This window comes from Frigidibacter sp. MR17.14 (assembly GCF_037095735.1).
GTDB lineage: Bacteria > Pseudomonadota > Alphaproteobacteria > Rhodobacterales > Rhodobacteraceae > Frigidibacter.
The window spans coordinates 42,808-69,763 of sequence record NZ_JBAWKD010000010.1; the positions used below are offsets into that span (position 1 = coordinate 42,808).

The window sequence follows — 26,956 nt, forward strand, 5'->3', positions numbered from 1 at the left end:
TAAGTTGGACCCGGCCCGCGCCGGAACGTGGCAGCACGGTGGCCGCCGCTGAAATCGCGCCGAAAACCTGTCGAAAACCCGTTTAAAAGGCCGGAAAGAGTGCGGGATCCGCGCCGGTGGCACCGGGAGCACCGCGGCCCGCGGCGGGGCCGGCTGCGCGGGTCCTTGCCGGGCGCGGCCTGGATGCGCGGAGCTTCGCCGCAGATCAGGCGCCGCGCGGGGGCGGGGGCCAGGGCGGATCGTCTCAGCCCGGCCGGAGCGGGGCGCAATTAAGGCAGGGGTCGGTAAGGCAGGGTGGGGGGGTGGGGTCAGCAGCCCGAGCAGCGCAGCACCACGGCAATGGTGCGCCACAGGATGCCCAGATCGGTGCCCAGCGACAGGCGCTGCTCGTAATCGCCGTCATAGGCGGCGCGGTCGGCGAAGGCGGAGGTATGGCGCTCCGAAACCTGCCAGCTGCCGGTGATGCCCGGGCGCAGGCGGTAATAGGCCTTGCCGGGATAGAGGCGGATCTGGCTGACCATCATCGGCCGCGGCCCGACCAGGGACATCTCGCCGGTCAGCACGTTCCACAGCTGCGGCAGCTCGTCGAGGCTGGTGCGGCGCAGGATCCAGCCGACGCGGGTGATGCGCGGGTCGCAGGTCAGCTTCTGGCTGCGCGCCCATTCGGCCCGGGCCTCGGGATCGGTCTCGAGATGCTGGGCGAGCCGGGCCTCGGCGTCGGGGACCATCGAGCGTAGCTTGATCATGCGGAAGATCCGCCCGTTCCGCCCGACACGCTCCTGAGTGTAGAAGGCCTTCCCGCCGTCGATCTTCACCAGAGCGGCGAAGACCAGGATCAGCGGCAGCGCAATCGGCGCCATCATCAGCACGAGCGCGAGATCGAAAAGACGCTTGCCGCCCCGCCGCCAGATCCCGCGAGTGAGGCCGCGAGGGCGAACTTCCGTAAGCGAGGGGGAACGCGTGGCCGCGGGGGCGGTGAAATCAAACATCGGCAATGATCTCTTTTCTTCCAATCGCTCGGGCGTTTCCGCCACGACGATGACAATGCCACGAACCACGCCAGAGTTTCGCCGCAATCTCGAACGCAACGGCGCAGTCGCTTGGCGGAAAGTGGTTAATACACTGTGAAAAATGCGAAAAAACCGATGCGCACGAGTGTAGCAAATTTTGGCCCGCCGGGGAAGTGTGTTGCTGCGGTTGCGACAATGTCCGATTTGTCTGGGTAGTTGTGCCAATTGCGGAATTCCTTGGCGCAGGGACAGATTCGTCTCGGCCCGGTGCCGGCATCTTTCGTGCCTTCTGCACGCCATGCGGCGCAGCAAGGGACTGGCTCTTCCCGGTCGGTGAAACCGCCTGCCCCGCGAAAGCGAAAGGGCGCATCCTGCGATGCGCCCTCGTGCAGATCCGGAACCGGAGGCCCCCGCGGGGGGCGTGCCGGTCAGGCGGCCTTCTTGCGGCGGCGCAGCGCGGCGAGACCGGCCAGGCCCGAGGCCATCAGCACGGCACCCGCCGGGAGCGGGACCGGAGCCACGGTGATCGAGGCGAGGTCGAAGCCGTCGTTGCTCGGGCTCTTCGGGAACACCGACTTGGTCACGTCAAGGATCGCCAGCCACGAGTAGGTGCCGGTGAAGTTGACGATCGCGCCGCCCACGGCCTCGGCATTGGTGATGACATCGCCGAGCTTGGTGAAGCCTGCCAGCGTCGAGCCGTCGAACGAGTAGCCGCCGTAGAGTTGAGCAGCTTCGGTATACGGCCCAAGCTTCGGATCGATCAGGTTGAAGGTGACTTCGACCACGGCCGACGGACCGGTGAACATTCCCGGCACGTGGAACACCGCGAAGCCGCCGAGGCCCAGCGAGAGGAAGTCGGTGGTGTCGCCGTCGTTCACGTTGTCGGTGTCGGAGCGAACGGAACCGTCAACTTCGGTGCCCGACCAGTAGGTGACGGAAGGGGCGATGGTCGCCGCTTCGGCGGCACCGCCAGCGATCACGGCCGCGAGGCCGGCAGCAGCAAGCGTGGTAAATTTCATGGAGTGAGAACCCTTCACCGGAGGAAAACCGCCAAATTCTTGCCCTGAGATTGCCATCTTTCGAAAGGACTTTCGTGCGGATGCAGAAATCCGTTTCTGCATGTTGTGGAAATCCAGAAATTTCGCGCGATTGTGTCTGCCGAAGTCGAAGTAATCCTCGTGAATCGTTGAAGGCATTGCGCCGAGAACCAGATCAGGCGGTGTCTGGAACGAATCAAAAAGTTAACGGCGCAGAGCAGAGGACATCTTGGAGCTTCACTACTATCATGCCGCTCGCGGCAATTTCGGAGATGATCTGAACGCCTGGTTCTGGGCCGAGATTCTGCCGGACTGGGAAACCCTCTGGCCTCAGGCGCGGCTTGTCGGCATTGGCACGCTGCTGAACGACTCTCTGCCGCGCGGCGTGGCGAAGGTCGTCATGGGCTCGGGAGCGGGCTACGGGCCGCTGCCCGACGCGACGTTGCTCGCAGAATGTCACATTGTCGCGGTGCGCGGGCCGCGCACCGCCCGCGCTCTCGGCCTGTCCGAGACCATGGCCGTGACCGATCCCGCAGTCCTCGTTTCGGATCTTCCGCGCTTTGCCGAACGCAGCGGGCGCCGGGAGGGCCCTCCGGTGGTCGTGCCACATGTCTCGTCGCTGCACCGCTACGACTGGAAGCGGNCCTCGTTTCGGATCTTCCGCGCTTTGCCGAACGCAGCGGGCGCCGGGAGGGCCCTCCGGTGGTCGTGCCACATGTCTCGTCGCTGCACCGCTACGACTGGAAGCGGATCTGTGCCTCGGCGGGCTGCGCATTCCTCTCTCCCGAGCGCCCGGCCGAGGAGGTGATCGCTGCTCTGGCCAGCGCCCCGCTGGTGATCGCGGAATCCATGCATGCCGCAATCATCGCCGATGCGCTGCGCACGCCTTGGCACGGGCTGAGCCTCAGCCCCTCGTTCAACGACTTCAAATGGCTGGACTGGGCTGACAGCCTGGATATCCCGCTTGTCATGCACCGCTTCGACTGGGACCGTATGCGCGGCACCAGCCGGCCGCCTGCCGATCCGACGCGACGCGAGCTTTCTGCCACGCATCTGCGCCCTCGGCATCGCCCCGCATTGGCCGGCTTGCGCTACCGGGTCGGCGGAGCCCTGCGCAGCATGGTGTTGCGCCGCCAGCTGTCACAGCTTGCACAGCGCGACGGCCAACTCAGTTCCGAGATCCGCCTCGAAAGCCGGAAGGACGAACTTCGGTCCCGCCTTGCGGCGCTTGCTGCAGTGACCCGTGAAGGCATGGGCCCGTCGGATCCGACGGGGAACGTTTGCCTTCGCAGCGAAGTCCTGTAGACCTTTTCCGAACGACCGGGTGCGCGGACTGCGCCGACCCGTCCCCTGACCACACGGAGAGAGCATGAAGATTGCGGTTGCCGGTCTCGGCTATGTCGGCCTGTCGAACGCCCTGCTGCTGGCGCAGCATAACGAGGTGGTGGCGCTTGACGTCGTGCCCGAGAAGGTGGCGATGGTGAATGCCGGGCAGTCGCCGATCGTCGACGCCGAATGCGAGGCCTTCCTGAAGCGCGGCGACCTGAACTTCCGCGCCACGACCGACGCGACCGAGGCCTTCACCGGCGCGGACTACGTCATCATCTCGACGCCGACCAACTACGATCCGGTGACCAACCGCTTCGACACCCGCACCGTCGAGGCGGTGGTGAAGAGGGTGACCGAGATCGAGCCGAAGGCGACGATGGTGGTGAAGTCGACGATCCCGGTGGGCTTCGTCGAGGCGACCTCGGCCACCTACAACACCAAGAACCTGATCTTCAGCCCCGAATTCCTGCGCGAGGGCCGGGCGCTCTACGACAACCTGCATCCCTCGCGCATCGTCGTGGGCGAGCAGTCCGAGCGCGCCCGCGTCTTCGCCGACCTGCTGCTGCAGGGCGCGATCAAGAAGGATGTCGACATCCTGTTCACCGACGCCTCCGAGGCCGAGGCGATCAAGCTGTTCGCGAACACCTTCCTCGCGATGCGCGTGGCCTATTTCAACGAGCTCGACAGCTATGCCCTGTCGCGCGGGCTGAACGCCAAGCAGATCATCGACGGCGTCTCGCTCGATCCGCGGATCGGGGCGCATTACAACAACCCCTCCTTCGGCTACGGCGGCTACTGCCTGCCCAAGGACACCAAGCAGCTGCTGGCGAACTACCACGAGGTGCCGCAGGTGATGATCGGCGCGATCGTCGATGCCAACCGCACTCGCAAGGACTTCATCGCCGACCAGATCCTGGCGAAGAAGCCGAAGGTCGTGGGCTTCTACCGGCTGGTGATGAAGGCGGGCTCGGACAACTTCCGGCAAAGCTCGATCCAGGGGATCATGAAACGGATCAAGGCCAAGGGCATCGAGACCGTGCTCTACGAACCCGCCTATCCCGAGGACGAGTTCTACAACACCCCGCTCGAGCGCGATCTCGGGACCTTCAAGGCGAAGGCCGACGTGATCGTGTCGAACCGGATGGCCGACGAACTGGCCGACGTCGAGGCCAAGGTCTTCACCCGCGACCTCTTCGGTTCGGACTGACAGGGACGGCCGCACCGTCCCGTCCGGGCGGTGCGGCTTCGCCGGTCGCCGCACCGTTCAGGCGACGCTCTTCGGCCCGAGCGTGACCGCAGGGGCGGTCGGGAAGCGCAGGCGCAGCCTTTCGAGAGGCAGTTCCACCAAGACCCTGGTCAGGGTTGCGGCCGTCAGGCAGAGCGGCGTCAGCAGCAGGAACGGAACCGGTCCCGGCGGATAGAGCTGCGGCCAGACTGCCCCCGCGAGCCACCAGATCGGCATGTGGTAGACATAGGTTGCATAGCTGATCGAACTGATCCAAGTGGCGGCCCGGCTCGAGAGCAGCCGTCCGGCCGCTCCGGGATAGCCTTTGCAGGCCCCCAGGACCAGCAGGCAAAGCGCGAGGTTGCTTGCCAGCCGGTAGGCCTCGTTCACGCCGATCCGCTGTTCAACGAACCAGGGCAGCACCAGCGTCGCGAGCGCCAGCAGAAGCGGCATTGGCCCGGTCAGGGTCCGGGTTGCGGTCTGCGGGGCCCGGCGCACCAGCAGGGCCAGCAGGGCGCCCCAAGCGATAGGGCCCCAGCTGAATGTGACATAGAACATCTCGCGCAGGCCCAGCGCGTCGAGGTTCATCCGCACCAGCGGCGGCAGGATCGCCGCGATCACCGTGACCGTGACGACCGCTGGCATCGGCAGCAGGAGCACGACCACAGGCCAGAGCAGGTAGAACCGCTCGAGCACGTTGAGGCTCCAGAGATGAGTCACGATCCAGGGCTTCCACTGTCCCGGTTCGGCTGTGAGCGAGATGTAGATGTCGGTCATCTGCAGAAGGTGGAACGGAAGACTTGCTCGGATGTCGGCCATGTTGAAGCATGCGGCAACGCCCAGCGCGATCATCAGCGCCGGCAGAAGGCGCAGGGCCCGGCGAATATAGAAATTGCGGGCCACAACCAGCGAGCGCAGCCCCCTGTCTCTGGCGCGCAGCAGGATGGCGGTGATCAGGAAACCGCTGACCACGAAGAACAGCGCGACCCGTACGTTCTCGATGACCGGGGTCTTGTTCCAGTAATGAACGTAAAGCACGCCCACCATCGCGATGCATCGAAGCCCGTCGAGTTGCTTCCAGCGTGGAGACTGACTTTCTGCGCCCGGTCCGCGGACCGTAAAACCTGCATCCATTTGCACAACACCCTGCCAGCGGCGCAGCAGGCCACGGGGCCTGCGCTGCCCTCCCCCAAGTTGAATTGTTTTGGGAAACAGGAGCCTGTCAATATGGATCGGTCGAGGCGACCGGTTGATGCCTCAGGCCTGGTAGTAGTCGCGGTACCAGTCGACGAAGCGCTGCACGCCCTCGGGCACCTGCGTCTTCGGTCGATAGCCGGTGAGGCGTTCCAGCAGCGTCGTGTCGGCCCAGGTCGCGGGCACGTCGCCGGCCTGCATCGGCATCAGGTTCAGCTGGGCTTTCCGCCCCGTCGCGGCCTCGATCGCGCGGATGAAGTCCAGAAGCTGCACCGGCTCGGAGTTGCCGATGTTCACCACGCGCCAAGGCGCCACCGGCGAGAGGCTGTCGCCCTCGGGCACGGTGCCGTCCGCGGGGCGCAGGGGGGCTGCGTCGATCAGCAGGCGGATCCCCTCGACGAGGTCGTCGATATAGGTGAAGTCGCGCTTCATGTCGCCGTGGTTGTAGACGTCGATGGCCGCGCCGTTCAGCACGTTCTTCGTGAACTTGAACAGCGCCATGTCCGGCCGCCCCCAGGGACCGTAGACGGTGAAGAAGCGGAACATCGTCACCGGCAGCCCGTAGAGATGGGCATAGGAATGCGCCATCGCCTCGCCCGCCTTCTTGGTCGCGGCGTAGAAGGACATCTGGCTGTCGGCCTTCATCGTCTCGACATAGGGCATCTCGGTGTTCGCCCCGTAGGCGGAACTGGTCGAGGCCATCAGCAGATGCTCGGGTGGATGGGCGCGCGCGGCTTCCAGAAGTTCCGCCACGCCCACGAGGTTCGCCTCGACATAGGCGCGCGGGTTCTCGATCGAGTAGCGCACCCCGGCCTGGGCGGCGAGGTTGACCACGATCTGCGGCTTTTCCTCTGCCATCAGGCCCATCAGCAGGCCCGGCTCCTCGAGCTTGCCCTCGACGAAGCGGAAGCCCTCGGACTGCAGCAGCATCGCGCGGCGGCGCTCCTTCAGGCTGACCTCGTAATAGTCGTTCATGCTGTCGAGGCCCACCACCCGGAACCCGTCGGCCAGCAGGCGGCGTGTCAGGAAGAAGCCGATGAAGCCCGCGGCCCCGGTGACCAGCGCCGTGCGGGGAGCGGAGACGGCGGCAGAGACAGGGGTGGGGACAGCGGCGGGGGCGGGGGCGGACATGGCGACTCCGGGTCTTGCGTGTGGCGACCTTCTGCCCGCTGTCCGCCCGCGCTGCAACCTGTCAGCCGCCGCTAGGGAGTTTCCCGAAGCCCGCTCAGCGGGGCGGTGCCCTGCCCGGCCGCCAGACCCCCGGCGAGCCCACGGGAGGTGGTGACCGGAAGCAGGGCGACCGTCGCGGCGGCGATGACCGAGGCGGACGCGGCCTCGCCGGCGCATTCGGCGACCGTCAGCGCATAGCGCACCCAGTAGCGCAGCGAGGGGTTCGCGATCCAGTCGAACATCTCCTGCGAGGCGTCGATCACCACGGCCGAGAACACCAGCCCGATGAAGCCGATCCCGACATATCGCAGCGTCTTCCAGCCGCCGCGGTCCGTGCGCAGCAGCGCCCACAGCAGCGCCGGACCCACCACGCTTCCCATCGCCGCCCAGACATACAGCTCACTGGCGGTATGCGGATTCAGGCCGAAGCTCGGGACCGAGGGCCAGATCCGCAGCAGCGCACTGCTGCCCCGCTCGTGAAGCATCAGGGCGTCATCTGCGAAGACCAGCAGGAACATCAGGCCCAGCACCAGATGCACCGGGGTCCGGTCCCGGCGGAACATCAGCAGCAGCATCCCCGCGACCGCCAGCCATTTGACGTGGTTGAACCGCTCGGAGGGGCCATAGTCCCCGAACAGGCTCAGCGAGGGGGGGACGCCCTCGACCAGATCGAAAACCTGAAGCGCCCGCAGCACGAGATGAAGGGCGACGAACAGCGCATCGACCGACAGAAGAATCAGCAGGACCCGAAGGACTCTGCCCTGAAAGGGAGAGGGTGAGCTTTGCATGATGAATCCGTTACACAAATGTAACGAAATCTTCACACATGGTGCGGATCACCCACAAGTTTGGCGCCGAATCCCCTTCCGACCGGGATCAATCCGGCTCAGACGGCCCGATTGTGCCAGCGCCAAGCGTCGCCGATCATCTGCTCCATGCTCGAGCGCCGCGGCTCCCAGCCCAGCTCGTCACGGGCCCGGCCCGAGCCCGAGACCAGCTTCACTGCATCCCCGGCGCGGCGGTCGGCATAGACCACCGGCACTTCGCGGTTGGTGACCGCGCGCGAGGCCTCGATCACCTCGCGCACCGAAAAGCCGCGCCCGGTGCCCAGGCAGAAAACCCGCGCCGTGCCCGGCGCGACGCGGCCCGCCTGCAGGTGGCGCAGGCCCAGCACATGCGCCTCGACCAGGTCCATGACATGGACATAGTCGCGGATGCAGGTGCCGTCCGGCGTCGGATAGTCGGTGCCGAAGACCGACAGCGCCGGCCGCTTGCCCGCCACCGCGTCGAGCATCAAGGGGATCAGATGGGTCTCGGGCTCGTGGCGCTCGCCGACCTCGGCCTCGGGATCGGCGCCGGCGACGTTGAAATAGCGGAAGATCACCGAACTCAGACCATAAGCCGCGCCGAAGTCGCGCAGCATGTCCTCGATCGCACGCTTGCTGGCGCCATAGCTGTTGATCGGGTGCTGAGGCGTGTCCTCGTCGAGTGTGACGCCGTCATGGTCGCCGTAGGTGGCGCAGGTCGAGGAGAAGACGAAGTGTTCCACCCCCGCCGCCGCTGTCGCCTCGATCAGCGAAAGCGAGGCCGCGACATTGCCGCGCCAGTATTTCCCGGGCTCGCGCATCGCCTCGCCGACCTGGCTCAGCGCCGCGAAATGCATCACCGCCACCGGCTTCCATTTGGCGAAGACCGCGTCGAGCCGGACGCGGTCCATCAGGTCCCCCTGCTCGAAGGGGCCGAACTTCACCGCCTCTTCCCAGCCGGTCACCAGGCTGTCGTAGGTCACCGGCAGGAAGCCCGCCGCCTTCAGCACCTTGCAGGCATGGGCCCCTATATAGCCCGCGCCGCCGGTGACGAGGACCACTGCGCGGGTGCTTGCTTGGGAAGCTGTGGAGGACATTGTCGAGCACTTCATACTGTTAGTCAGAGGTCACTCTGCCTTGTGGGAGGGCGCGGGCATTGGCGGAAACGGCGTCGGGCGGAGGGAGGTCGGGTGAAACCGATGTAGCGTACCCCTTGCAGGTAGCCGCGGATCTCGTCGTGCAGATGTAGGTCCGGTATTCTAAGCATGCGCCGGCGCCAAGACAGCAACAGGCGCTTGGTGTAGTGACCGGGCAGGATGTAAAAAGCGCGCCACAGGTCGCCTCTTCGCCGGTGATTGCCGTATTGCGCGAAGATTGCCGCGAGATGGCCCATCGCGTAGCCGCGGACCTGCCTGCGCAACGCGTTCCAGTCTGCGCGGTGCTCATGGCGCACTACCGAGGCAGGCTCGTAGAAGCAGCAGACCCCGGCCTCGAGCGCCCGGCGCCAGAACTCGGAATCCTCCCCCGCACCGCTGGCTTGGCCGCCATGGCCAAGGCGCGGGTCGAACAGGCCGATCCGGTCGACGAGGTCGCGTCGGATCGCCATATTGGCGCCGGCGCCAATGTTCCAGGACGGGACCCCCCAAGGGCCGGTCGCCTCGAGAAACGCCGGGTCGAAGCGCAGTGGCTGCAGGCCCATGCCCCCGAAGCCGAGATCCATCTCGAAGGAGATCTGCGCCTCCGAACGCAGCTCGAGCGGCAGCACCAAGCCTGTGGCCACCCCGACCTGCGGATCGTCGAAGGCGTTCAGCAGCGGCTCGATCCAACCCGGTTCGGGCAGTACATCATCGTCGATGAAGGCTACGATCTCGGATTCGATCTCGCGCAGTGCTGCGTTGCGGGCATTGCTCAGCCCTCGGCGCGGCTCGGCGACATAGGTTGCGCCGGCGGCCTCGACGACGGCGCGGGTCGCGGCATCGGGTCCGTTGTCAACGACCAGGATCTCGCGCCCGGGGCCTGGATCGAAGGCCGCGCGCACCGTCTCTAGGCAGGCGGCCAGCTGTTGCGGGCGGTTCAGCGTGCAGATTACCAGCGTGACGCTACGCGACGACCGGTGGCGGCGGGCCGCAATTGCCTGGCCGAAGCCCGTGACATCGAAGGCGCCGGCTTGGCTGGCGCGGGCCGGGGGAAGGACATGGCCCTGCAAGGCAGCATCATAGCCCCCGCCGGCAACCTGCGACAGCATGATCCAAGACCCGGCTCCGGCCCCCAGCGCGCGCACCTGCTCGGCGCTCATCGGGAAGGCCGCCCGGGTCAGGGCGCTGCGGCCAACGACCATGCCATCCTGGCGGAAGAACAGGATCGCGGCTTGGGCCTCTGGCTGTAACTCCAGCGCGACCGGGGCCGAGAGGTCTACGTGGAAGATGTCCCAAGGGGCGGCTGGCCTCATTGTCCGAACTCCTCGCGGATACGGGCGATGCGGGCCTGCGACCGGCGGTACTCGCCGCGGCCTCCCACGATGGCACCCCAGATCTCGGCCAAGATGTGGCTGGGCAGCTTGGCCCGCCGGCCTCGCAGCGAATGGTAAAGATCGATGAGATAATACTTCGCCAGCCAGAGTACGAGGTGGCGGTTCCGGGACCGAGCCTCGGGGTCTGTCAGCAGGTTCTTCTCGACCAGCGCCATGATTCCCAAACCCCAAGTGTAATACTGGCGGCGCAGACCGGGCATGTCGCGGCGGTGTTCGTGGAAGATCAGCATTCCGCCATCGTAGACCATCGGGAAGCCATGGCGCACGATCCGGTAGTAAAGGTCGATGTCGCCGCCCCCGGGCAACGGCGGCCCGGTGTCGAGCGCGTCGTCGCAGCCGCCGATGGCCTGCAGAGCGTCCAGTCGGAAGACCATGTTCGCGCCAGTGCCGAAGACTCCTGCTCCCGCTGGGTAGATCGGATCACCCCAGGCATCTGACCCGTAGCGGCGCTGCCCGAATCCCTTGGCGAAGCCGCCAGCCAGCTCGAAGCGGATCTGCGCCTCGGTTTCCAACTGCAGCGGTAGGACCAGCCCGGTAAAGCCGCCGGCATCGGGATGGATGCGCACTGCCTCGGCGAAGGCCGCCAGCCATCCGGAGTCGACCGTAGCGTCGTCATCAATATAGGCCAGATAGTCGGTGCGGCATTCCGCAATCGCCCGGTTGCGGGCGAAATCGAGGCCGGGCATCGGCTCGCGGGCATAGCGCACGCGAGGGAACCCAGCTACGCAGTCCTGAGTCGAGGCATCTGGCGGGGCATTGTCCACAACTAGAAGCTCCGGTACGACCCCGCCGAGCTCCAGTGCCACGAGCGATTGAAGGCAGCGTTCCAAAAGCTTCGCGCGGTTGCGCGTGCAGACCACCATGGTGAGTGAGGGTAGTGTTGCCGGTTCCATCGGGCCTGTCTCAATGGTCAGTCGACGGGTGGCTATCTGGTAGCCAGTATCGGAGCCGAGGATCTCGTCAATTTCCTCGCCGGAGACCTTTGATCCCGCGTGCTCGCGATGCACCCAGCAGCGTCCGACTGGATACCCCTTCCAACGCGCAAGGACATGGACACCATTCCAGTCACCATTGGGGCCAGAGGTATCGATATCGGGAAGAGGCTCGCTCATCTCGATCTCGATCCGGCCATAGGGCGCACGGATCGCCTTGGGCAAATGGCTCACGACAATACTCTTTCCAAGCGGAGCGTCGATGTGTCAGGTCGGCACAAGGCCGCTGCGGGGAACCTGCGGTATTGTATCCGATTCAGGATCTCGAAAAGACCTACACCAGTTTCATGACTTTGACAGAGAACTCGTCAAACTCCACGGATTTGTGCCGCATCGCAGCACAGTGCTGCTCGTTGCATTGTAAAGTTTCCCTGATCGCGGTCGCAAGTTGACTACCTGAACATAAGCATTGTCGGCAGGGTTGCACGCAGACAATGTGGCGCGAAGGGGGCAGCGCTGAGTTGCCCGACTGTGTCGGCATAGGAAAGGACCTCGTGGCCAGCGTCGCATACCATTCGATCCACCATCTCTGGGACGTGGTACAAGTCCTAGTTGCTCGCGACCAGCGGTCCCGCTATCGCTCGACACTCTTCGGGATGCTCTGGGCGGTGGCGAGCCCGGCGCTGTTCCTGATGACCTTCTACTTCCTCTTCGCGGTCGCGCTCCCGTTGAACGTTCCCAACTACGTGCCCCACCTGTTCATCGGCCTGATCGCATGGACATGGTTCCAAACCTCGATCCTCGATTCCGTCCGCGCGATTCTTGGCAACGCCTCGCTGATTGCTCAACCGGGCTTCCCCAGTCCAGCGCTGCCAATGTCAATTGTAGTGTCGAACTTACTTACTCTGCTGCTGAGTCTGCCTTTGCTAGTAGTGATTTTGATCGTGAATGACACTGCCCCCGGCTGGTCGCTGTTGGCGCTGCCGGTCGTTTTGGCCATCCAGTTCGCGCTCACGCTTGCGGGCAGCTATGTTGCTGCGGCCCTCAACGTCAGTTTCCGTGACCTTCAGTATATCGCCCCTCTAATCCTGCAGGTGGGGTATTTCATGACCCCGATTTTCTACGATCTTGCAGCTATCTCAGAGCGCGCCCGAGCAGTGTTGGCCTTCAATCCAATGGTGCAAGTCATCGAGGCTTACCGTGCAATTTTGATCCAAGGGGACTGGCCTGGTGTCGCGGGATTGGGACTGACCGCACTTGGTTCAGGTCTGGCACTCTGGCTCGCCGTCCGCTTCTTCCGTCATGCCAGCTTCGATTTTCTGGAGGAGCTGTGAATCGGTCTTCCTCAGTTCCAGGCCTCAAAGCTATCGCTGAGCCCGCATCTGATCCGGCTCCTGCGATCAGAGTCTCGGGACTAGTTAAAGAGTTTCGTCACCATGCAACCGACGGGCCAAGGACCTTTCGGCACTGGGTCGAAAGCGGCTTTCGAAGTGCCCACAGCGCGGGCCGGTTCCGTGCCCTTGATGACGTCAGCTTTGAGGTGTTCTCTGGCGAGATGCTCGGAGTAATCGGTCGCAACGGCTCAGGGAAATCGACGCTTTTGCGGCTTTTGGGCGGCGTTATGTCTCCTAATAGAGGGCGGGTAGAGTTGTCGGCGGCGGTCACCGGCATTCTTGAATTGAACGCAGGAATGCATCCTGATCTTTCGGGGCGCGAGAACATAGTGATCAATGCCGTGCTCTCGGGGCTTCTGCGTCGCGAGGCCGAGGCGATCGTCGAGGCGGTGATCGACTTCGCCGAGATCCGCGAGCATATCGACGAGCCGGTGCGCACCTACTCCGCCGGCATGCGGCTGCGGCTGGGCTTCGCGGTGGCGGTCCACGTCGAGCCGCGCATCGTGCTGATCGACGAGGTGCTGGCCGTGGGGGATCTGGCCTTCCAAAGGAAATGCCTCGACCGGATCCGTGCCTTCAAGGCGGCGGGGGCGGCGATTGTGCTGATCAGCCATGACATTGATCAGGTCGCTGAATTTTGCGACAGGGTGCTCTGGCTGCAGCGGGGCCGGGTGCGGGCGCTCGGCCCCGCGGCCGAGGTCACGCGGCGTTACCGCGACGACATGATGAGTCGCACCGCGGCGCTGACCGCGACCGACCGCGCCCACCGGGCGCTGCCGGGCGGAGGCGAGCTGGTCCCCGGCGAGAACTGGCTGGGCTCACAGGAGGCCTCGATCGCCGCGGTCACCCTGCGCGGTCTCGAAGATCGGTCAGGGTCCGGAGAAGGAGGCGGCATCGTTGAGGCGATCCACCCGGGCGATCCGCTCGGCATCGAGCTACTGATCGGGCCCGGCACCCAAGGCCTGTTCCATGCCGCGGTCAGCCTTGCCGATCCCGCGGGCCGCACGATCTTCGACAGCAACACCGAGCGCGATGACGTAGAGCTGGGCGAGGTCCGGCCGGGCGACCGGCTGCGGCTCGAGCTCGGGCGGATCGATCTGGCGCCAGGCGAGTACCGGCTAACCGTCGGGCTCTGGGCCCGCGACTGGTCACATGCCTATGACATGCACCGAGGCGCCTATGTGTTGCGGATCGCCGGGCAGGCGCTGGAGGGGCCGCGCTTTGCCCCGCCTCGGCGCTGGCGGTCCGAACCCGCCGCGCAGCCCGCGGCGCATTCGCCCGGAGCCCGGGCGTGACCAGGACAGTGAATCCGCTAGTCTCGGTGGTGGTGCCCTGCTGGAACGCGGCCAGCTCGGTCGGGGACACGCTGGCCTCGATACGGGCGCAGCGCCTTTCCAACATCGAGATCCTGCTGGTCGACGATGGCTCGATCGACGACCTGACCGCCGCGCTGGCACCGCATCGTGCCGATCCGCGGTTGCGGGTGATCCGGCAGGAGAACCGCGGCTTGGCCGGCGCGCGCAATCGCGGCTTGGCTGAGGCCCGAGCGCCGCTGGTGGCCTTTCTCGATGCCGACGACTTATGGCATCCCGAGTTCCTGTGGCAGGCCCACGCCGCGCTCGAGGCCGACCCGGGCGCCCCCTTCGCCTTCGCGCTCTGCTTCCATCTCGACGAAAACAACCGCTACCTCAGCCCCTCTACCTGGGAGGGCCTGAGCCCGCGCCACGATCTCGAAGGGCTGGTCGAGGTCAACCTAGTCGGTAACGGGAGTGCCTCGCTGTTTTACACCGCCGCCGCCCGCAGCGTCGGCGGCTTCGACGAAAGCCTGCGCGGGCGCGGGGCCACAGGGGCCGAGGACTGGAAGCTCTGCCTGCAGATGGCCGCTCGCGGACGGCCCGCGATGCTGACTGAGCAGCTGGTAGGCTACCGGCGGGTGCTGGCCGGGATGTCACAGGGCGATCCGCGCCGGCAGATGCGCTCGGCCGAGCTGGTGATCGCGGATCTCGCTCCGCAGCTGCCGCAGGTGCCGCGCCGGGCTTGGCGTAATGCCCGGCTGGTCATGGCCGGTTGGCTGGTGCCGGCCTACCATCGCGCAGGCCTAACGCGCGAGATGCTGCTGTTGATGGCCAGGGCCTATCTAAGCAGCCCGCTGTGGCTGCTGTCGTTCAATGTCCGCCTCGCACACCGGCGCAAGCTCAGCCATGTGCTCAACACGCTGTTGCACCGCCTGCCGCGCCAGGCCGGGCTGCCGGTCGCTGCCCTGCGCATGGCAGACGGCAGCCGTCCTTTCGCCTTTCTCGCCCGGTCTTGCCCGACCAATCCCGTTTCTGCCGCCGGAGTTCTCTGCCCATGAAACTGCTTCTGACCGGAGACGCGGGCCTGATTGGCCGCGAACTGAAGACCGCGCTTGTCGCCGCCGGCCATGAGGTCCGCGGATTTGACATCGGCACCGATCCCGCCCAGGACCTGCGCGACCCCGGCGCCGTCGCCGCGGCGCTGGCGGGTGTCGAGGGCGTGCTGCACCTGGCCGCGATCTCGCGCGTGGCCTGGGGCGAGGACGATCCCGCGCTCTGCCATGCCGTCAACGTCACCGGCACCGCACATCTGCTGGACGCGGTCACCGCGCTGGGCGCGGCCGCGCCCTGGGTGGTCTTCGCCTCGTCGCGCGAGGTCTACGGCGATCCCGACGTCTCGCCGATCCCCGAGACCACGCCGCGCGCGCCGCTGAACCACTACGGGCGCAGCAAGGCCGAAGGCGAGGAACTGGTCGAGGCTTTCGTCGCCCGCGGCGGGCGCGCCGGCATGGTGCGGCTCTCGAATGTCTACGGCACGGTCCATGACCACCCCGACCGCGCGGTGCCCTCGCTGCTATGGCGCGCGCTGCAGGGCGAGACCCTGAAGATCACCGGCGAAGCGAACTTCTTCGACTTCGTCCATGTCGAGGACTGCGTGCGCGGGCTGATGGCGATGGCCGACCGGCTGGCCGCAGGCGAGGCGGCGCCGCCGACCGTGCATCTGGCGACCGGGATCCCGACCAGCCTCGGCGCGCTGGCGAAGGCCGCGATCGCCACCGCCGGATCGGGCTCGGGGATCGAGGTGCTGCCGGCGCGCAGCTTCGACGTGAAGGGCTTCTGCGGCACCCCCGAGCGCGCGGCCAAGGTGCTGGGCTGGCGCGCCGAAATCGCGCTGGACGAGGGGCTTGCGCGGCTTGCGCGGGCCATGGTCTCGGCCGGGGCGCCGAAGCCCGTGACCATGCCAAGGTGACAGCGGCCGGGGCCATGCGGGCCCCGGCCCCGCGATCCTGTCACGGGGTCAGACCGGTGCCTGGGTCTTCGGAAGCTTGCTCGTGCCCGTCTTCTCGTCTGCGGCCGCCTGTGGCGCTGCCTTGACCTCGAACTCCTCGTGATACGAGCGCTCGACATTCACGTCCCAGAGGTCGTGGTGCTCGCCGGTGAGGTTGCGCGCGGCGTAGATTGCCGAGAGCATCGAGTGGTCCTGGTTGTTGTAGCGGTGCAACCCGTTGCGCCCGACCGTCTGCAGGTTCTCGAAACCGTCGAGCCAGCCCCGCACCACCTCGAGCGCGTGCTGGTATTCCGTGTCATAGACCGGATAGGCCTTGGGCTGGCGGATCACCTTCGACTTCACCACCGCCTTGGCGTGGCCGAGCCCGAGCTCTTCCAGCTCGCGCGCCGCCAGCGCCTGCAGGTCGGCGTCCGACATCGTCCAGAGGTCGTCGCCCTCCTGGCAGAAGTATTCCATCCCGATCGACGAGGTCGCCGGATCGGGCACCATGTCCGCCGACCAGGCGCGGAAGTTCTGGATCCGCCCGACCCGGACCCGGGTGTGGACATAGATCCAGTTGTCCGGGAAGGGATCGGGGTCCGACAGCACCAGCGTCACGATCAGGAAGTCGCGATAGCGCAGCTTCTCGGCCGCGGCGCGCACCTCGGGCGGGGCCGGCGGGTCCATCGCCCGGATCAGCCCGCGCAGGTCCATCGAGTTCACGAAGCTCTCGCCCGCGACTTCCGTGGTCTCGGCCGCGGGCTGGCCCGTCGGACGGGTGCGGACCCGGGTGACGCGCATCCCCTCGCGCAGCACGCGCACCACCTCGGTGTTCATCTCGACCTCGCCGCCGCGCTCGCGGATCACGCCGGCCGTCTTCTCCCACATCTGGCCGGGGCCGAGGCGGGGATAGCTGAACTCGTCGATCAGGCTGCGGGTGTCGTTGCCGCCCTTCAGCGAGACCATGATCGCCTTCCACAGCGTCAGGTTCTGGATCCGCTGCGCGGCCCAGTCGGCGCGGATCTGCTGCGGCGGCGTGCCCCAGACCTTCTGCGTGTAGCTGTGGAAGAAGTGCATGTAGAGCCGCCCGCCGAAGCGGTTGGTCACCCACTGGGTGAAGGTGTCTTCCTGCGGATAAGGCCGCACCTTCCACTTCAGCAGGCTCAGCAGGATCCGGAAGGTCTCGTAGAGGCCGATGTTGCGCAGCGCGTTCAGCGGCTTCAGCGGGTAGTCGTAGAACTTGCCGCGGTAGAAGATCCGGCTCAGACGGCGCACCCGGATGAACTCGGGGCCCAGCACCTCGTGCCACATCGACTCGACCTCGGGGACCTTGGTGAAGAAGCGGTGGCCGCCGATGTCGAAACGGTAGCCCTCGAGGCTCTCGGTGCGCGAGATGCCCCCCACCAGCCCCAGCGCCTCGAGCACGGTGACGCTGGCGCCGGGGCGGCGTTTCAGCAGCTCGTAGGCGGCGGTGAGCCCGGCCGGGCCGCCGCCGATCACCACCACCCGGTCGCCGGGTTTCCATTGCGCCAGATCGCGGTCGCTCATCATCGTCTCCGTCCGCTGGCGACGGCAGGGGCCGGGGCGAGGCGGGCCTCGATCTGGCACCAGGCGAAGCTGACTGCAGAATAAAGGTAATAGACCTGGTGGAAGGCGAGCCCACCCAGGGCCACGCCCAGCCCGCCGGTGCGGGCGAGGAACCGGAAAAGCGCCGCATTCGCCGCCAGCGCCGCCAGCGCGAGAAGCCCGGCCAGGCCCCAGGAGGCGCCCGGGGACCCGAGGCCGGCCAGCGCCGCCAGCAGGGCCAACAGCAGCGCCGCGGCCAGCACCGCGCGGGCGCGCTCGGCCCGGCCGATGTTCAGCGTGTCGCCCAGCCCCTCGCGGCTGGCGATCAGCCGGCTCCAGGGCAGGGCGCGGTTGGCGATGTCGTTGCGGATCGTCGGGCCCATCCGCCAGCCCTTCAGGTGGCAGGCCTCCAGCCCCGGATCGACCGCGATCGCGCGGCCGGCGGCGGCGATGCGGTAGCCCAGCTCGATGTCCTCGATCGAGGGGCGCGGATAGGCCTGCGCGTCGAAGCCGCCCAGCGTGCGGAACAGGTCCGCCCTGACCGCGCCGCAGCCGGCCCAGAAGGTCTGCGCGCGCCCCCCCACCTGTCCTGGCGCCTCTCCTGGCGCCTGCCGCCCGGCCTGCAGGTGGTAGAAGCGGTGCGCGAGGTTCTTGTAGCGCGAGAACCAGTGCGGATCGGCGGGATGCGCATCATAGGCGCCGAAGACCGCCCCCACCGCCGGCTGCGCCAGCGCGGCGCGGATCCGCGCGGGGCCGCCCCGGCCCACGACCACGTCGCTGTCGACGAACCACAGGATGCCGCCGCGGGCGCGGGCGGCTGCGGCGTTGCGCGCCGCGGCGGGGCCCGCGTTGCGCGGCAGGCTCAGCACCTCGGCCCCGAGCGCGCGGGCGATCCCGGCCGAGCCGTCGGTGGCCGCGTCGTCGGCGACGATCACCTCGAGCACCTCGCCCGCCTCGCGCAGCGCGATCAGCGGCGGCAGCGCCCACGGCAGGAAGGCCGCCGCGTCATGGGCGGGCATGATCACGCTGATGCGGTCGTCGCGGTCCATCTCCGGAACCGTCTCCGGGGCCCGGTCCGAAGACACGTCCGGGCCCGCATGAGGGCCGGGGGCCGGGGGGCGGATCGTCTGCTGCATCACCCCGCCGAGCGCACCTTCCGCGGCGCTGTGACCAGGCCCTGGCGGGCGAGCAGCGTCTCGAAATAGTCGATGGTCTGGCCCAGGCCCTCGGCCAGCGGCACCTTCGGCGCCCAGTCGAGCAGCGCGGCGGCCTGCGAGATGTCGGGCTTGCGCCGGGTCGGATCGTCCGAGGGCAGCGGGAAGTGGCGGATCTCGGAGGCCGAGCCGGTCATCGCGATCACCTTCTGCGCCAGTTCGAGCACCGTGAACTCCTGCGGGTTGCCGATGTTCACCGGCCCGGTCACGTCCGGCCCGGTCGCCATCATCCGCACGATCCCCTCGAGCGTGTCGTCGACATAGCAGAAGGACCGCGTCTGGCTGCCGTCGCCATAGATGGTGATCGGCAGGTTCTGCAAGGCCTGGATCACGAAGTTCGACACCACGCGGCCGTCGTCGATCAGCATCCGCGGCCCGAAGGTGTTGAACAGCCGCACCACCTTGATCTGCACGCCGTGCTCGCGGTGGTAGTCGAAGAAGATCGTCTCGGCGCAGCGCTTGCCCTCGTCATAGCAGGACCGCAGGCCGATCGGGTTCACATTGCCCCAGTAGGCCTCCATCTGCGGATGCTGCAGCGGGTCGCCATAGACCTCGGAGGTCGATGTCTGCAGGATCGGCACGCCCAGGCGCTTTGCCAGGCCCAGCATGTTGAAGGCCCCCAGCACCGAGGTCTTCATCGTCTGGATCGGGTCCTTCTGGTACTGCGGCGGCGAGGCCGGGCAGGCCAGGTTGTAGATCGTGTCGACATCGACATGCAGCGGCCGCGCCACGTCATGTTCCAGCAGCTCGAAGCGGGGGTTGGCCAGCAGCGGTTCGACATTCGACCGCGCCCCGGTCGAGAAGTCGTCGACGCAGAGCACGCCATAGCCCTCGGCCAGCAGCCGGCGGCAGAGATGCGAGCCGATGAAACCGGCACCGCCCGTGACGAGGACGCGTCCGCCAAAACCTGTCATCTGCGATGCCTTCCGACAAAAGGGCCCAACGGCAGGACCGCCGGGGGGCAAACTGAAATGGCGCGACCCGCCAGCTCGAAACATCTGCTGTGCGGCAATTGTGACGATCCTGAGGCGTTTACCATTTGTAAATCACTTGATACGGAGACAGCGATGCGGATTGTTCGCCGCGGGGGCGGGGGCGGGGCCCAGGGCCCGGCGAGACATCCCGCGCCCGATGCCTCGCGAGGCCCTTCGCTGCTGCGGCGCGCCGCGGCAGGGCGAAGATCCGCGCTGCCGGAAGTGTAGCAATATCCTGATATTCAGCGATATTTATCAATGGTCACCGAAAGGCCTAGCCGCGAGGGGACAGGGGCTGCCGCCCCGGCCATGCCTGCACTGCAGCGTGGCCGGCACAAGGAAGACGATCTCTGGGCCGGCCCGGTCGCCACGAGAAGTTGAATCAACAAAATGCGCAATTCAGGCCGATACAAAGGTAAACGGAAACAGTTCCGGATCCCCCGGAAGTCTCCGACAGAATCTCTCGGTCATCGCGGAAAGTCCTTCCCTTGCTAATCCGGGCGAAGCGTCTGGTGCGTCTGGTCGACGAGCGGACCTGCCTGCCGACCAGCCGGCGCTTGTGCCCTTTCCGCGCTGTGTTGACGTCAGCTGGGGTGAATGGTTTCTCGGGGGACGTCATGCGGCATCTTCCTGCCGGATGCCCTCCCTGCACCCGGATTGCGCCCAGACTGCCCGCAGCCTGCGCTTCCCTTGCGCGCCTCGCAGGCCGGGCACCGAGATGGATGTCGTTTCATGATCAGTGGGTTTCCGACCGACCGCATTCCTCCCGCCATTTCCCGCTGCCCGGCCCCCCGGGCCCTCTTCCGCCCGTTTCCGGACTGACGCCTCCTGATCCGATCGCCTCTCCACAGACAGCCTCCACCCCCGCCTCTGCTTCTTCCACGGTGCCATCCGCCGCGCTAGGCAGCATGGCGATCCGCGAGCTCGAGTTCACCGCGCTGCCCGTGACGTTCGAGGCGCGCCCCGCGATGTCGGCCCCGGCACTGATCTGACTGCACCCGCGACCGCACCGAGGCCACGCGCGAGCTGGTTGCCCGCTTCCCGAGATCCGCTGCGTGCACGAGCCGCGGCCGGTCTCGATGTCGCGCGCAACTTCGTACTTGCCGAGGCTCGGCCCGAGTTGGGAACCTTACCGACGGCCATGCCGCTCGAAGCGCAATAACCCGCCCCAGATCGACTTCCGGCGCTATGGCGGCTGCCTGCGTGGCGACAAGAGGACGCGGCCCATACGGGTTCGTTGCTAGACTGGTATACGGTGGCAGGGGTGAACATGGCGCTGCGCCGATCGGTGATGGAGCGGATCGGCGTCTATTACCCGGCGCTCGACGCCGGGACCGACGCCCGGCCGGGGGCGATGCCGACATGTTCCGCCACCTATTGCCATTGGCTACCGCATTACCCATGATCTCGAGGCGCTGAATTGGCACCGTTATCTTCGCTTGATGAAGGCGCTTGGCGAGCAACTGCACGGTTACGACGTCGCGGGCGGCTCAGTGCTGGCCAAGACGATGCTCCACGAGGGCAACCGGAGCGAGGATTTGCGCTTCGCCAACGGTCTGCGGGACGAGCTGGTGCAGGCCGCGCGTTGACTACTGGACCGCGGCAGCCCGCTGCTGGCGATCTCGCGCGAACGCATCGCGGGCGGGTTCACGGGGCTCGGGGCTTATGGCATCACCCCGCAGACCGAGGCTTCGGCCGGGCACCAGGGCGGCGGCATCGTGCTAGGCTCTGCCGTGGGAGGGGGCAGGCGGCGACGTCTCTTGCGCGCAAGCATCCCGAGGGACTCGGGGATCTCCAGCTGCACCGGGTGCGCCCACGCGTCATCGCATTGCGCCATCCGGCGCTGTTCGCGATCGGCCCCGTGCTTGGTGCAGGGGCCATGAAACTGGGCCATTTCTAGGTCTGGCAGGGACTTCGGATTGCTCCTTCCCGCGGTGTCACGCGGCTGCTTGTGCGCCTCGCCGAAGGGCTGGCCGCGGCAGAGGCGCTTATCGAGGCCGAGCGCCCCGAGCAGATCGACCTGCGCCATGGCGAGCGCCGCCTAGCCTTGGCATATCTCGATCCCGGCGCCGAGCCTTGGTGCGGGCACCACCTGCGCCCCTTCTTGATGAACCATTGCGCCCGGCCATGGCTGGAGCAGCGGATGCAGGCAGGAGGGTTGGCCTCGGGCCCATCCGACACCGGTCTGTCCGAAACCGAGCGCAATGCGGCCAGTCGCGGGCTGCGGCACGTCGCACCGCATCTGAACGCGGCGGCTGCTCCTTTCCTCTGGCGCGAGCAATACGCCAGTGGCGCAAGCTCGCCAAGCTTCAGGATCAGGCGGGACAACCTTCGGCATAGTCTCCCGTTGCGAAACAGTCCCCCACGGCAGAACATCGTTTCCGTCCTTCGCAGTTGCCGCAAGCCACCTTGTCTTGCCTGGCTAATCCACAGGCGGATTGTGGAAGAGTTTGTGCGGATCATCGTCGAATTTACGCGCCTTCGCCATGAATTCGGTCCCGCTGTGCAGCTATCCACAGCCCGAGACCCGCAATGGCAAGATCCTGCCGTCGCCAAGCCACCAGATCTTGTAGATGTTGCCAGCTTTGCCGGCATCGGGCAGTGGTGGCGCAGTAAACAAACTATTTACCAAGCGCGCACAGGATCAGTCCCGAACGCGTAGACCACGTGCGAGTTCCAGAAGTTTTCCGCGGCGAAGCTATCCCGCCGATCCTTCACAACTCCCAAACTACTGAAATGGTTCACTCGATGACGGCACTGAACCCGACCCGTTCCGACCTGTTGCAGATGTTCGCGCTCGACATGCGCATCACCCGCGCTTCTGGGTTCCGGCTCTTCGACGATCAGGGGCGCCAGTATCTCGACTTCTTGTCGCAATACGGCGCGATGCCCTTCGGTCACAATCCCGAACCGCTGTGGGAAGCGCTGGACCGCGCCCGCCGCTCACAGACCCCCACGATGTTGCAGCCGCTGCGTCCGCTCGAGGCCGAACGGCTGGCCGAGCGTCTGGCCGCGATCACCCCGGGCGACCTCGGGATCACCACCTTCACCAACAGCGGGGCGGAAACGGTCGAGGCGGCGCTGAAGCTGGCGCGGATCCGCACCGGGCGCGCGGTCGTGCTCTCGACGCAGAACGGCTTCCACGGCAAGACCCTCGGCGCGCTCTCGGCCACCGGCAAGCCGGTCTACCAGGAGGGCTTCGGCGCCCCAGCCCCCGATTTCGGCTATGTGCCCTTCGGCGACCTTGCCGCGCTCGAGGCGCGGCTCGAGGCCGGGGCGGACCGGATCGCCGCCTTCATCGTCGAGCCGATCCAGGGCGAGGGCGGCGTGGTCTGCCCGCCCGACGACTATCTCGACGCCGCCATCGCCCTCTGCCGCCGCCACGGCGTGCTCAGCATCGTCGACGAGATCCAGACCGGCCTTGGCCGCACCGGCGCGCTCTTCGCCTGCGCCCGCGGGCGCGAGGTGCCGGACATGCTGCTGCTGTCCAAGGCACTCGGCGGCGGCATGATCCCGATCGGGGCCTGCATCGTGCGCCCCTCGGCCTGGGACGAGCGCTTCGGACGGCTGCACAGCTCGACCTTCGCGGGCAATGGCCTGGCCTGCGCCGCGGCCAATGCCACGCTCGACATGCTGCTGGCCGAGGACGGCGCGATGATTGCGCATGTCGCGCGCGAAGGGGCCTATCTGAAGTCCCGGCTCGAGGCGCTGCAGACCGCCTATCCCGAGGTCATCGCCTCGGTGCGCGGGCGCGGCTTCATGTGCGGGGTCGAATTCCACGGCTTCGACGGGCGCGACGAGTCCGCGACCATGGCCTTCGCCAGCCGCAACGGTGCGGCGGTGCCGCTGATCAGTTCCTACCTGCTGAACCGCCAGGGCCTGCTGACCGCGCCGCTGTTCAACAGCTCGCACGTGCTGCGCCTGCAGCCCACCCTGATCACCGGCCGGGCCGAGATCGACGAGGCGATGGGCGCGCTCGAGGCCGCCTGCGACATCATCGACCGGCGCGAATACGTCGATCTGGTCCGTCATCTGGCCGATCCGGCGCGGATCGTGGCGCCGCGGGTCTCGGCCGAGAACCCGCAGCCCCCGGCCGCCGGTGCCGCACCCGAGCCGGTGCCCGGCGAGTTCGCCTTCCTGATCCACTACACCGAAGAGAACGACATCCTGCGCTCGGACCCGTCCTTTGCGCGGTTCTCGCCCGAGGAACTAGCGACCTGGCGCGACTGGGTGCGGCAGGTCGGTCCCGGCCAGGTGCGGCGGCTGGCGAAGATCACCTCGAAGACCGGGGCGAGCGCCGAGGGCTGGCTGATGTCGGTGCCGCTTCTGCCCGCCGACATGATGGGCGCCAACCGCGGCCCCGCCGCCAGCATGATCCGCGACGCGGTCGATATGGCCGCGGCGCAGGGCAGCGGCCGCGTCGGGCTGGGCGCCTTCACCTCGATCGCCACCCGCGGCGGCGAGCTGGTGACCGGGCGCGGCGTGCCGGTCACCAGCGGCAATACGCTGACCACCATCTCGGCGGTGCAGAGCATCCGCGATCTTGCGCGGCAGACCGGGATAAACCTCGCCACGGCGCATGTGGTGGTGGTCGGCGCCTCGGGGGCGATCGGTCGTCTAGGCGCCCTGATGCTGGCCCGCGAGGCCGGACGCATCAGCTTGGTCGGCAATGCGAAGAACCCCTTCACACCCAAGCTGCTGGGCCGGGTCGCGAATGAACTCTGCGACGCGCTGGTGGGTCCGGCGGCCGCGAAGGGCCCCCGGCAGGGGCATCTCGCCACGCGCCTGCGTGAGATCGCGCCACGCATCGGCACCGTCACTGGCGAGGGCCCGGCCTCCGATCTGGCCGAGCGGATGGTCGCAGCGCTGAAGATCGCGGGCGACGACCCGCCGCCCTTCGCCTGGAACCTGCCGCTGGCCGATGCGCTTTGCGATGCCGACATCGTGCTGGTCGCGACCAGCTCGGACCGGGCGCTGATCGACCCGCGGCTGCTGCCGCCCGGCACGCTCGTCTGCGACGTCTCGCGCCCGCCGAATGTGCTCGATGTGCGGGCGCCCGAGGGCAGGGTGCTGGCCTTCGACGGCGGGCTGATCGCGCCACCCTTCGAGGTCGACCTCGGCGCTTTCCAGATGCTGCCGCGCGACCGCTGCTGGGGATGCCTGGGAGAGACGATGCTGCTCGCTCTGGCCAGGGAGCCCGGCGATTACAGCATCGGGGCGCGGCTGTCGCTGGCCCAGGCCGACCGGCTGGCGGATCTGGCGCGGCGACACGGTTTCGAGCCGGCGGCACCACACTGGTACGGCCGACCGGTCACCGCGACGGATCTGTCGGACTTCGCCCGCCAACGGCAGCACCGGGACCGCTGGCCGCAGCTGGTTCCGCACGTCCTGTGCCACCGCGAGGGCTGAGGCAGCCCGGCAAGAAGAAAGGGGCCCCGCGGGGCCCCTTCCAAAGTCGATGTCCCGAAGGTCAGGCCTTCTTGCGGCGCATGGCGCGCAGGCCGCCCAGACCGCCGACGCCCGCGAGCAGCAGCAGGCCCGCCGCCGGCAGCGGAACCGGGGCCGGGGTCGCCCCGTAAGAGATCTCGTTCAGCGAGCCGTCGACGCTGATGACCGCACCGGTGTCGAGCATGAAGGACAGCGTGGCGATGCTGTTGAAGTCGGCGTCGCCCGTGAACTGCGAGAAGTAGAGGTAGGGGTTGAACCCTGCCGTCAGCTGTTCGGAATAGGTGCTGGTCATGCCGAAGGTGTCGGTGGCCTCGACCGAGAACAGGGCGGTGGCGTCGAAATAGCCCACGTCGAAATAGAAGTAGGGGTTGTCGCCCAGATCGATGTCACCGAGGTTGGTGTAGGTCAGCGTGGCCTTGCCGGTCGCGCGGTCCTTGTTCGAGAACGACAGGGTGCCGTCGACGGATTCAAGCTCGGTGGCGGCCACGGGGCTGGGGCCGCCGGTGTTCTCGGCGGTCAGGGTGCGCTGGCCGGGGCCGAAGGCGATGGTCGAGGTCGACGTCACGCCCGCGTAGGGCACGTCGACGGCCTGCTGGGCGATGGTGAAGCTGTCGAGCACGACGGTTGCGGCAAAGGCCTGACCGGCGAAGGCGGTGGTCGAAAGTGCGGCGATCACGCCGGCGACTCGCAAATTCATTCTCTGTCTCCTCTCAAATGGGGCGGCATTGCAGCAATACAGCGACTTTCCCGGGGCTATGGTATGCCGATCCGGACGCAGGGCAAGAAAGCTACGACAAAGCAAATAAACTTCTATGCTTTCGACTGTACCCAGTAGCAGGACAAAACTCTAGAAGGGATGTGGATTTTCCCTCGTTCATGCTGCCGGGGGCCGGGCGGAATCGTCGCTTCAGGCGGAGATCTGGGGCCAAGCTCTGCTGTGACGGTCATTTCCGGCCGATCACAGCGAAAGCCGTCTGTCCCCTCGGCGGCAATAGTCTGTTTCCTTCGAGTCATCTCCGGCCCCGGCGCGGCCCCGGGTCTCTGGGCAAAACTCCGCCAACGCAGCGCCTCCATCCCCTTCGAAGCCTTGGTCGGGCTCCCGCAAGCTCACTTGCAGATCGGCATGCACGATGCACGGCACCGCCGAAACCACGGGCTGGGCGCACCGCTTACAGTGAAGACCCTGAAGCGCGACTACGTTCAGGTGACACCGCTGCCGGACGCCGAGACGGTCCTCGGGTTGATCGGATCATGGATCGAGGATTACAACGATCACCACCCGCACTCAGGGCTGAAGATGCGCTCGCCCCGCGAGTTCATCGCAGCTCAAACCGCAACCGCCTGAGTGCCCGGCGAAACGGGGGGCAAGACCAAGATGCCGCATCTACTGGATGCGCAACGCCTTGGCTCACGCTCCGGCAAAGCAGCGCACCGCGGTGGCGGCGATGCTGAAGACGATCTTTCCCCAGGAGAGCAAGGCCGACGCCGAGGCGCAGTGGAATGTCGTGGCCGACGCGCTGCGGGAAAAGCAGCCCGAACTCGGTGCCCTGATGGACGCCTCCACCGACGATATCCTCGCTTACATGTCGTTTCCTCGCGAGTGCTGGACCCAGATCGCCTTCACCAACCCGCAGGAACGTGTGAGCCGCGAGGTGAAACCTCGAGCCGACGTCATAGGGATCTTCCTGAACGATGCTGCCATCATCCGCCTCGTCGGTGCGCTGATGCTCGAGGCCAACGACGAGTGGGCCGTTGCGCGACGATACATGAGCCTTGAAACGCTCGCCCGCGCCACCGGCAATACCAGCATTAGGCTGCCTGCCGTGGCTACCTGACAGACCCTGA

General features: G+C 66.9%; 22 protein-coding genes and 2 pseudogenes. 12 read left to right on the forward strand and 12 right to left on the reverse strand.

What is annotated here, in order from left to right; genetic code table 11:
- Positions 1-308: 308 nt before the first annotated feature.
- Positions 309-989, reverse strand: a complete 681-nt coding sequence (locus V8J36_RS18745; RefSeq protein ID WP_336468848.1) for a sugar transferase — start codon at positions 987-989, stop codon at positions 309-311.
- Between the two features lie 449 nt (positions 990-1,438).
- Entirely contained in the window at positions 1,439-2,029 is a 591-nt protein-coding gene (locus V8J36_RS18750; protein ID WP_336468849.1) for a VPLPA-CTERM sorting domain-containing protein, read from the reverse strand.
- A 720-nt stretch (positions 2,030-2,749) separates the two neighbouring features.
- Here V8J36_RS18750 and V8J36_RS18755 point away from each other — a divergent pair.
- Positions 2,750-3,352 carry a polysaccharide pyruvyl transferase family protein gene (locus V8J36_RS18755; protein WP_336468850.1) on the forward strand — a complete coding sequence of 201 codons (603 nt, stop codon included), beginning with the start codon at positions 2,750-2,752 and terminating at the stop codon, positions 3,350-3,352.
- A 64-nt stretch (positions 3,353-3,416) separates the two neighbouring features.
- Positions 3,417-4,583 (forward strand): nucleotide sugar dehydrogenase, encoded by a 1,167-nt coding sequence (locus V8J36_RS18760; protein WP_336468851.1) that lies wholly within the window; start codon positions 3,417-3,419, stop codon positions 4,581-4,583.
- Positions 4,584-4,640: 57 nt separating this feature from the next.
- On the opposite strand, the gene V8J36_RS18765 is transcribed toward V8J36_RS18760, so the two are convergent.
- The 6 genes from V8J36_RS18765 to V8J36_RS18790 all read right to left on the reverse strand — a co-directional run bounded on the left by V8J36_RS18765 (position 4,641) and on the right by V8J36_RS18790 (position 11,467).
- A complete protein-coding gene (locus V8J36_RS18765; RefSeq protein ID WP_336468852.1) occupies positions 4,641-5,735 on the reverse strand; it encodes an acyltransferase family protein in 1,095 nt (364 codons plus the stop codon).
- A gap of 123 nt (positions 5,736-5,858) precedes the next feature.
- Entirely contained in the window at positions 5,859-6,926 is a 1,068-nt protein-coding gene (locus V8J36_RS18770) for an NAD-dependent epimerase/dehydratase family protein (RefSeq protein ID WP_336468853.1), read from the reverse strand.
- 71 nt (positions 6,927-6,997) lie between these two features.
- On the reverse strand, positions 6,998-7,753 hold the full coding sequence (locus V8J36_RS18775) for a hypothetical protein (RefSeq protein WP_336468854.1): 756 nt from the start codon (positions 7,751-7,753) through the stop codon (positions 6,998-7,000).
- Between the two features lie 98 nt (positions 7,754-7,851).
- On the reverse strand, positions 7,852-8,868 hold the full coding sequence (galE, locus tag V8J36_RS18780) for a UDP-glucose 4-epimerase GalE (protein ID WP_442902510.1): 1,017 nt from the start codon (positions 8,866-8,868) through the stop codon (positions 7,852-7,854).
- 23 nt (positions 8,869-8,891) lie between these two features.
- On the reverse strand, positions 8,892-10,220 hold the full coding sequence (locus tag V8J36_RS18785) for a glycosyltransferase family 2 protein (protein WP_336468856.1): 1,329 nt from the start codon (positions 10,218-10,220) through the stop codon (positions 8,892-8,894).
- Positions 10,217-11,467, reverse strand: coding sequence for a glycosyltransferase family 2 protein (locus V8J36_RS18790; RefSeq protein ID WP_336468857.1), 1,251 nt, complete (start codon positions 11,465-11,467; stop codon positions 10,217-10,219). The genes V8J36_RS18785 and V8J36_RS18790 overlap by 4 nt, the downstream gene beginning before the upstream one ends.
- Before the next feature lie 320 nt (positions 11,468-11,787).
- Here V8J36_RS18790 and V8J36_RS18795 point away from each other — a divergent pair, with 320 nt between their 5' ends.
- From V8J36_RS18795 to V8J36_RS18810, 4 genes are read left to right on the forward strand one after another with little or no spacing between them, the layout of a single operon-like run.
- Positions 11,788-12,567, forward strand: a complete 780-nt coding sequence (locus V8J36_RS18795) for an ABC transporter permease (protein ID WP_336468858.1) — start codon at positions 11,788-11,790, stop codon at positions 12,565-12,567.
- Positions 12,564-13,922, forward strand: a complete 1,359-nt coding sequence (locus tag V8J36_RS18800; protein ID WP_336468859.1) for an ABC transporter ATP-binding protein — start codon at positions 12,564-12,566, stop codon at positions 13,920-13,922. Before V8J36_RS18795 ends, V8J36_RS18800 begins: the two co-directional genes overlap by 4 nt.
- On the forward strand, positions 13,919-14,980 hold the full coding sequence (locus V8J36_RS18805; RefSeq protein ID WP_336468860.1) for a glycosyltransferase family A protein: 1,062 nt from the start codon (positions 13,919-13,921) through the stop codon (positions 14,978-14,980). Before V8J36_RS18800 ends, V8J36_RS18805 begins: the two co-directional genes overlap by 4 nt.
- Positions 14,977-15,891 carry an NAD-dependent epimerase/dehydratase family protein gene (locus tag V8J36_RS18810; protein ID WP_336468861.1) on the forward strand — a complete coding sequence of 305 codons (915 nt, stop codon included), beginning with the start codon at positions 14,977-14,979 and terminating at the stop codon, positions 15,889-15,891. Before V8J36_RS18805 ends, V8J36_RS18810 begins: the two co-directional genes overlap by 4 nt.
- 48 nt (positions 15,892-15,939) lie before the next feature.
- On the opposite strand, the gene V8J36_RS18815 is transcribed toward V8J36_RS18810, so the two are convergent.
- The 3 genes from V8J36_RS18815 to V8J36_RS18825 all read right to left on the reverse strand — a co-directional run bounded on the left by V8J36_RS18815 (position 15,940) and on the right by V8J36_RS18825 (position 19,603).
- Entirely contained in the window at positions 15,940-17,457 is a 1,518-nt protein-coding gene (locus V8J36_RS18815; protein ID WP_336468862.1) for an NAD(P)/FAD-dependent oxidoreductase, read from the reverse strand.
- Positions 17,457-18,524 carry a glycosyltransferase gene (locus V8J36_RS18820; RefSeq protein WP_336468863.1) on the reverse strand — a complete coding sequence of 356 codons (1,068 nt, stop codon included), beginning with the start codon at positions 18,522-18,524 and terminating at the stop codon, positions 17,457-17,459. The genes V8J36_RS18815 and V8J36_RS18820 overlap by 1 nt, the downstream gene beginning before the upstream one ends.
- 86 nt (positions 18,525-18,610) lie before the next feature.
- A complete protein-coding gene (locus tag V8J36_RS18825) occupies positions 18,611-19,603 on the reverse strand; it encodes a UDP-glucuronic acid decarboxylase family protein (protein WP_336468864.1) in 993 nt (330 codons plus the stop codon).
- A 1,297-nt stretch (positions 19,604-20,900) separates the two neighbouring features.
- On the opposite strand from V8J36_RS18825, the gene V8J36_RS18830 reads away from it, so the two are divergent.
- The 4 genes from V8J36_RS18830 (at position 20,901) to V8J36_RS18845 (ending at position 25,072) form a co-directional block, all read left to right on the forward strand.
- The gene (locus V8J36_RS18830; RefSeq protein ID WP_336468865.1) at positions 20,901-21,068 is read left to right on the forward strand and encodes a hypothetical protein; all 168 of its coding nucleotides are present in this window, start codon (positions 20,901-20,903) and stop codon (positions 21,066-21,068) included.
- A gap of 34 nt (positions 21,069-21,102) precedes the next feature.
- On the forward strand, positions 21,103-21,252 hold the full coding sequence (locus V8J36_RS18835) for a hypothetical protein (protein ID WP_336468866.1): 150 nt from the start codon (positions 21,103-21,105) through the stop codon (positions 21,250-21,252).
- 362 nt (positions 21,253-21,614) lie between these two features.
- Positions 21,615-22,325, forward strand: coding sequence for a hypothetical protein (locus V8J36_RS18840; protein WP_336468867.1), 711 nt, complete (start codon positions 21,615-21,617; stop codon positions 22,323-22,325).
- A gap of 86 nt (positions 22,326-22,411) precedes the next feature.
- The gene (locus V8J36_RS18845; RefSeq protein ID WP_336468868.1) at positions 22,412-25,072 is read left to right on the forward strand and encodes an aminotransferase class III-fold pyridoxal phosphate-dependent enzyme; all 2,661 of its coding nucleotides are present in this window, start codon (positions 22,412-22,414) and stop codon (positions 25,070-25,072) included.
- A 61-nt stretch (positions 25,073-25,133) separates the two neighbouring features.
- On the opposite strand, the gene V8J36_RS18850 is transcribed toward V8J36_RS18845, so the two are convergent.
- A complete protein-coding gene (locus V8J36_RS18850; RefSeq protein ID WP_336468869.1) occupies positions 25,134-25,808 on the reverse strand; it encodes a VPLPA-CTERM sorting domain-containing protein in 675 nt (224 codons plus the stop codon).
- 477 nt (positions 25,809-26,285) lie between these two features.
- On the opposite strand from V8J36_RS18850, the pseudogene V8J36_RS18855 reads away from it, so the two are divergent.
- Both V8J36_RS18855 and V8J36_RS18860 read left to right on the forward strand, forming a co-directional pair.
- Positions 26,286-26,456, forward strand: a pseudogene (locus V8J36_RS18855) (integrase core domain-containing protein); the annotation flags it as partial.
- A gap of 28 nt (positions 26,457-26,484) precedes the next feature.
- Positions 26,485-26,946 (forward strand): annotated as a pseudogene (locus tag V8J36_RS18860) (transposase); the annotation flags it as partial.
- Positions 26,947-26,956: the final 10 nt, after the last annotated feature.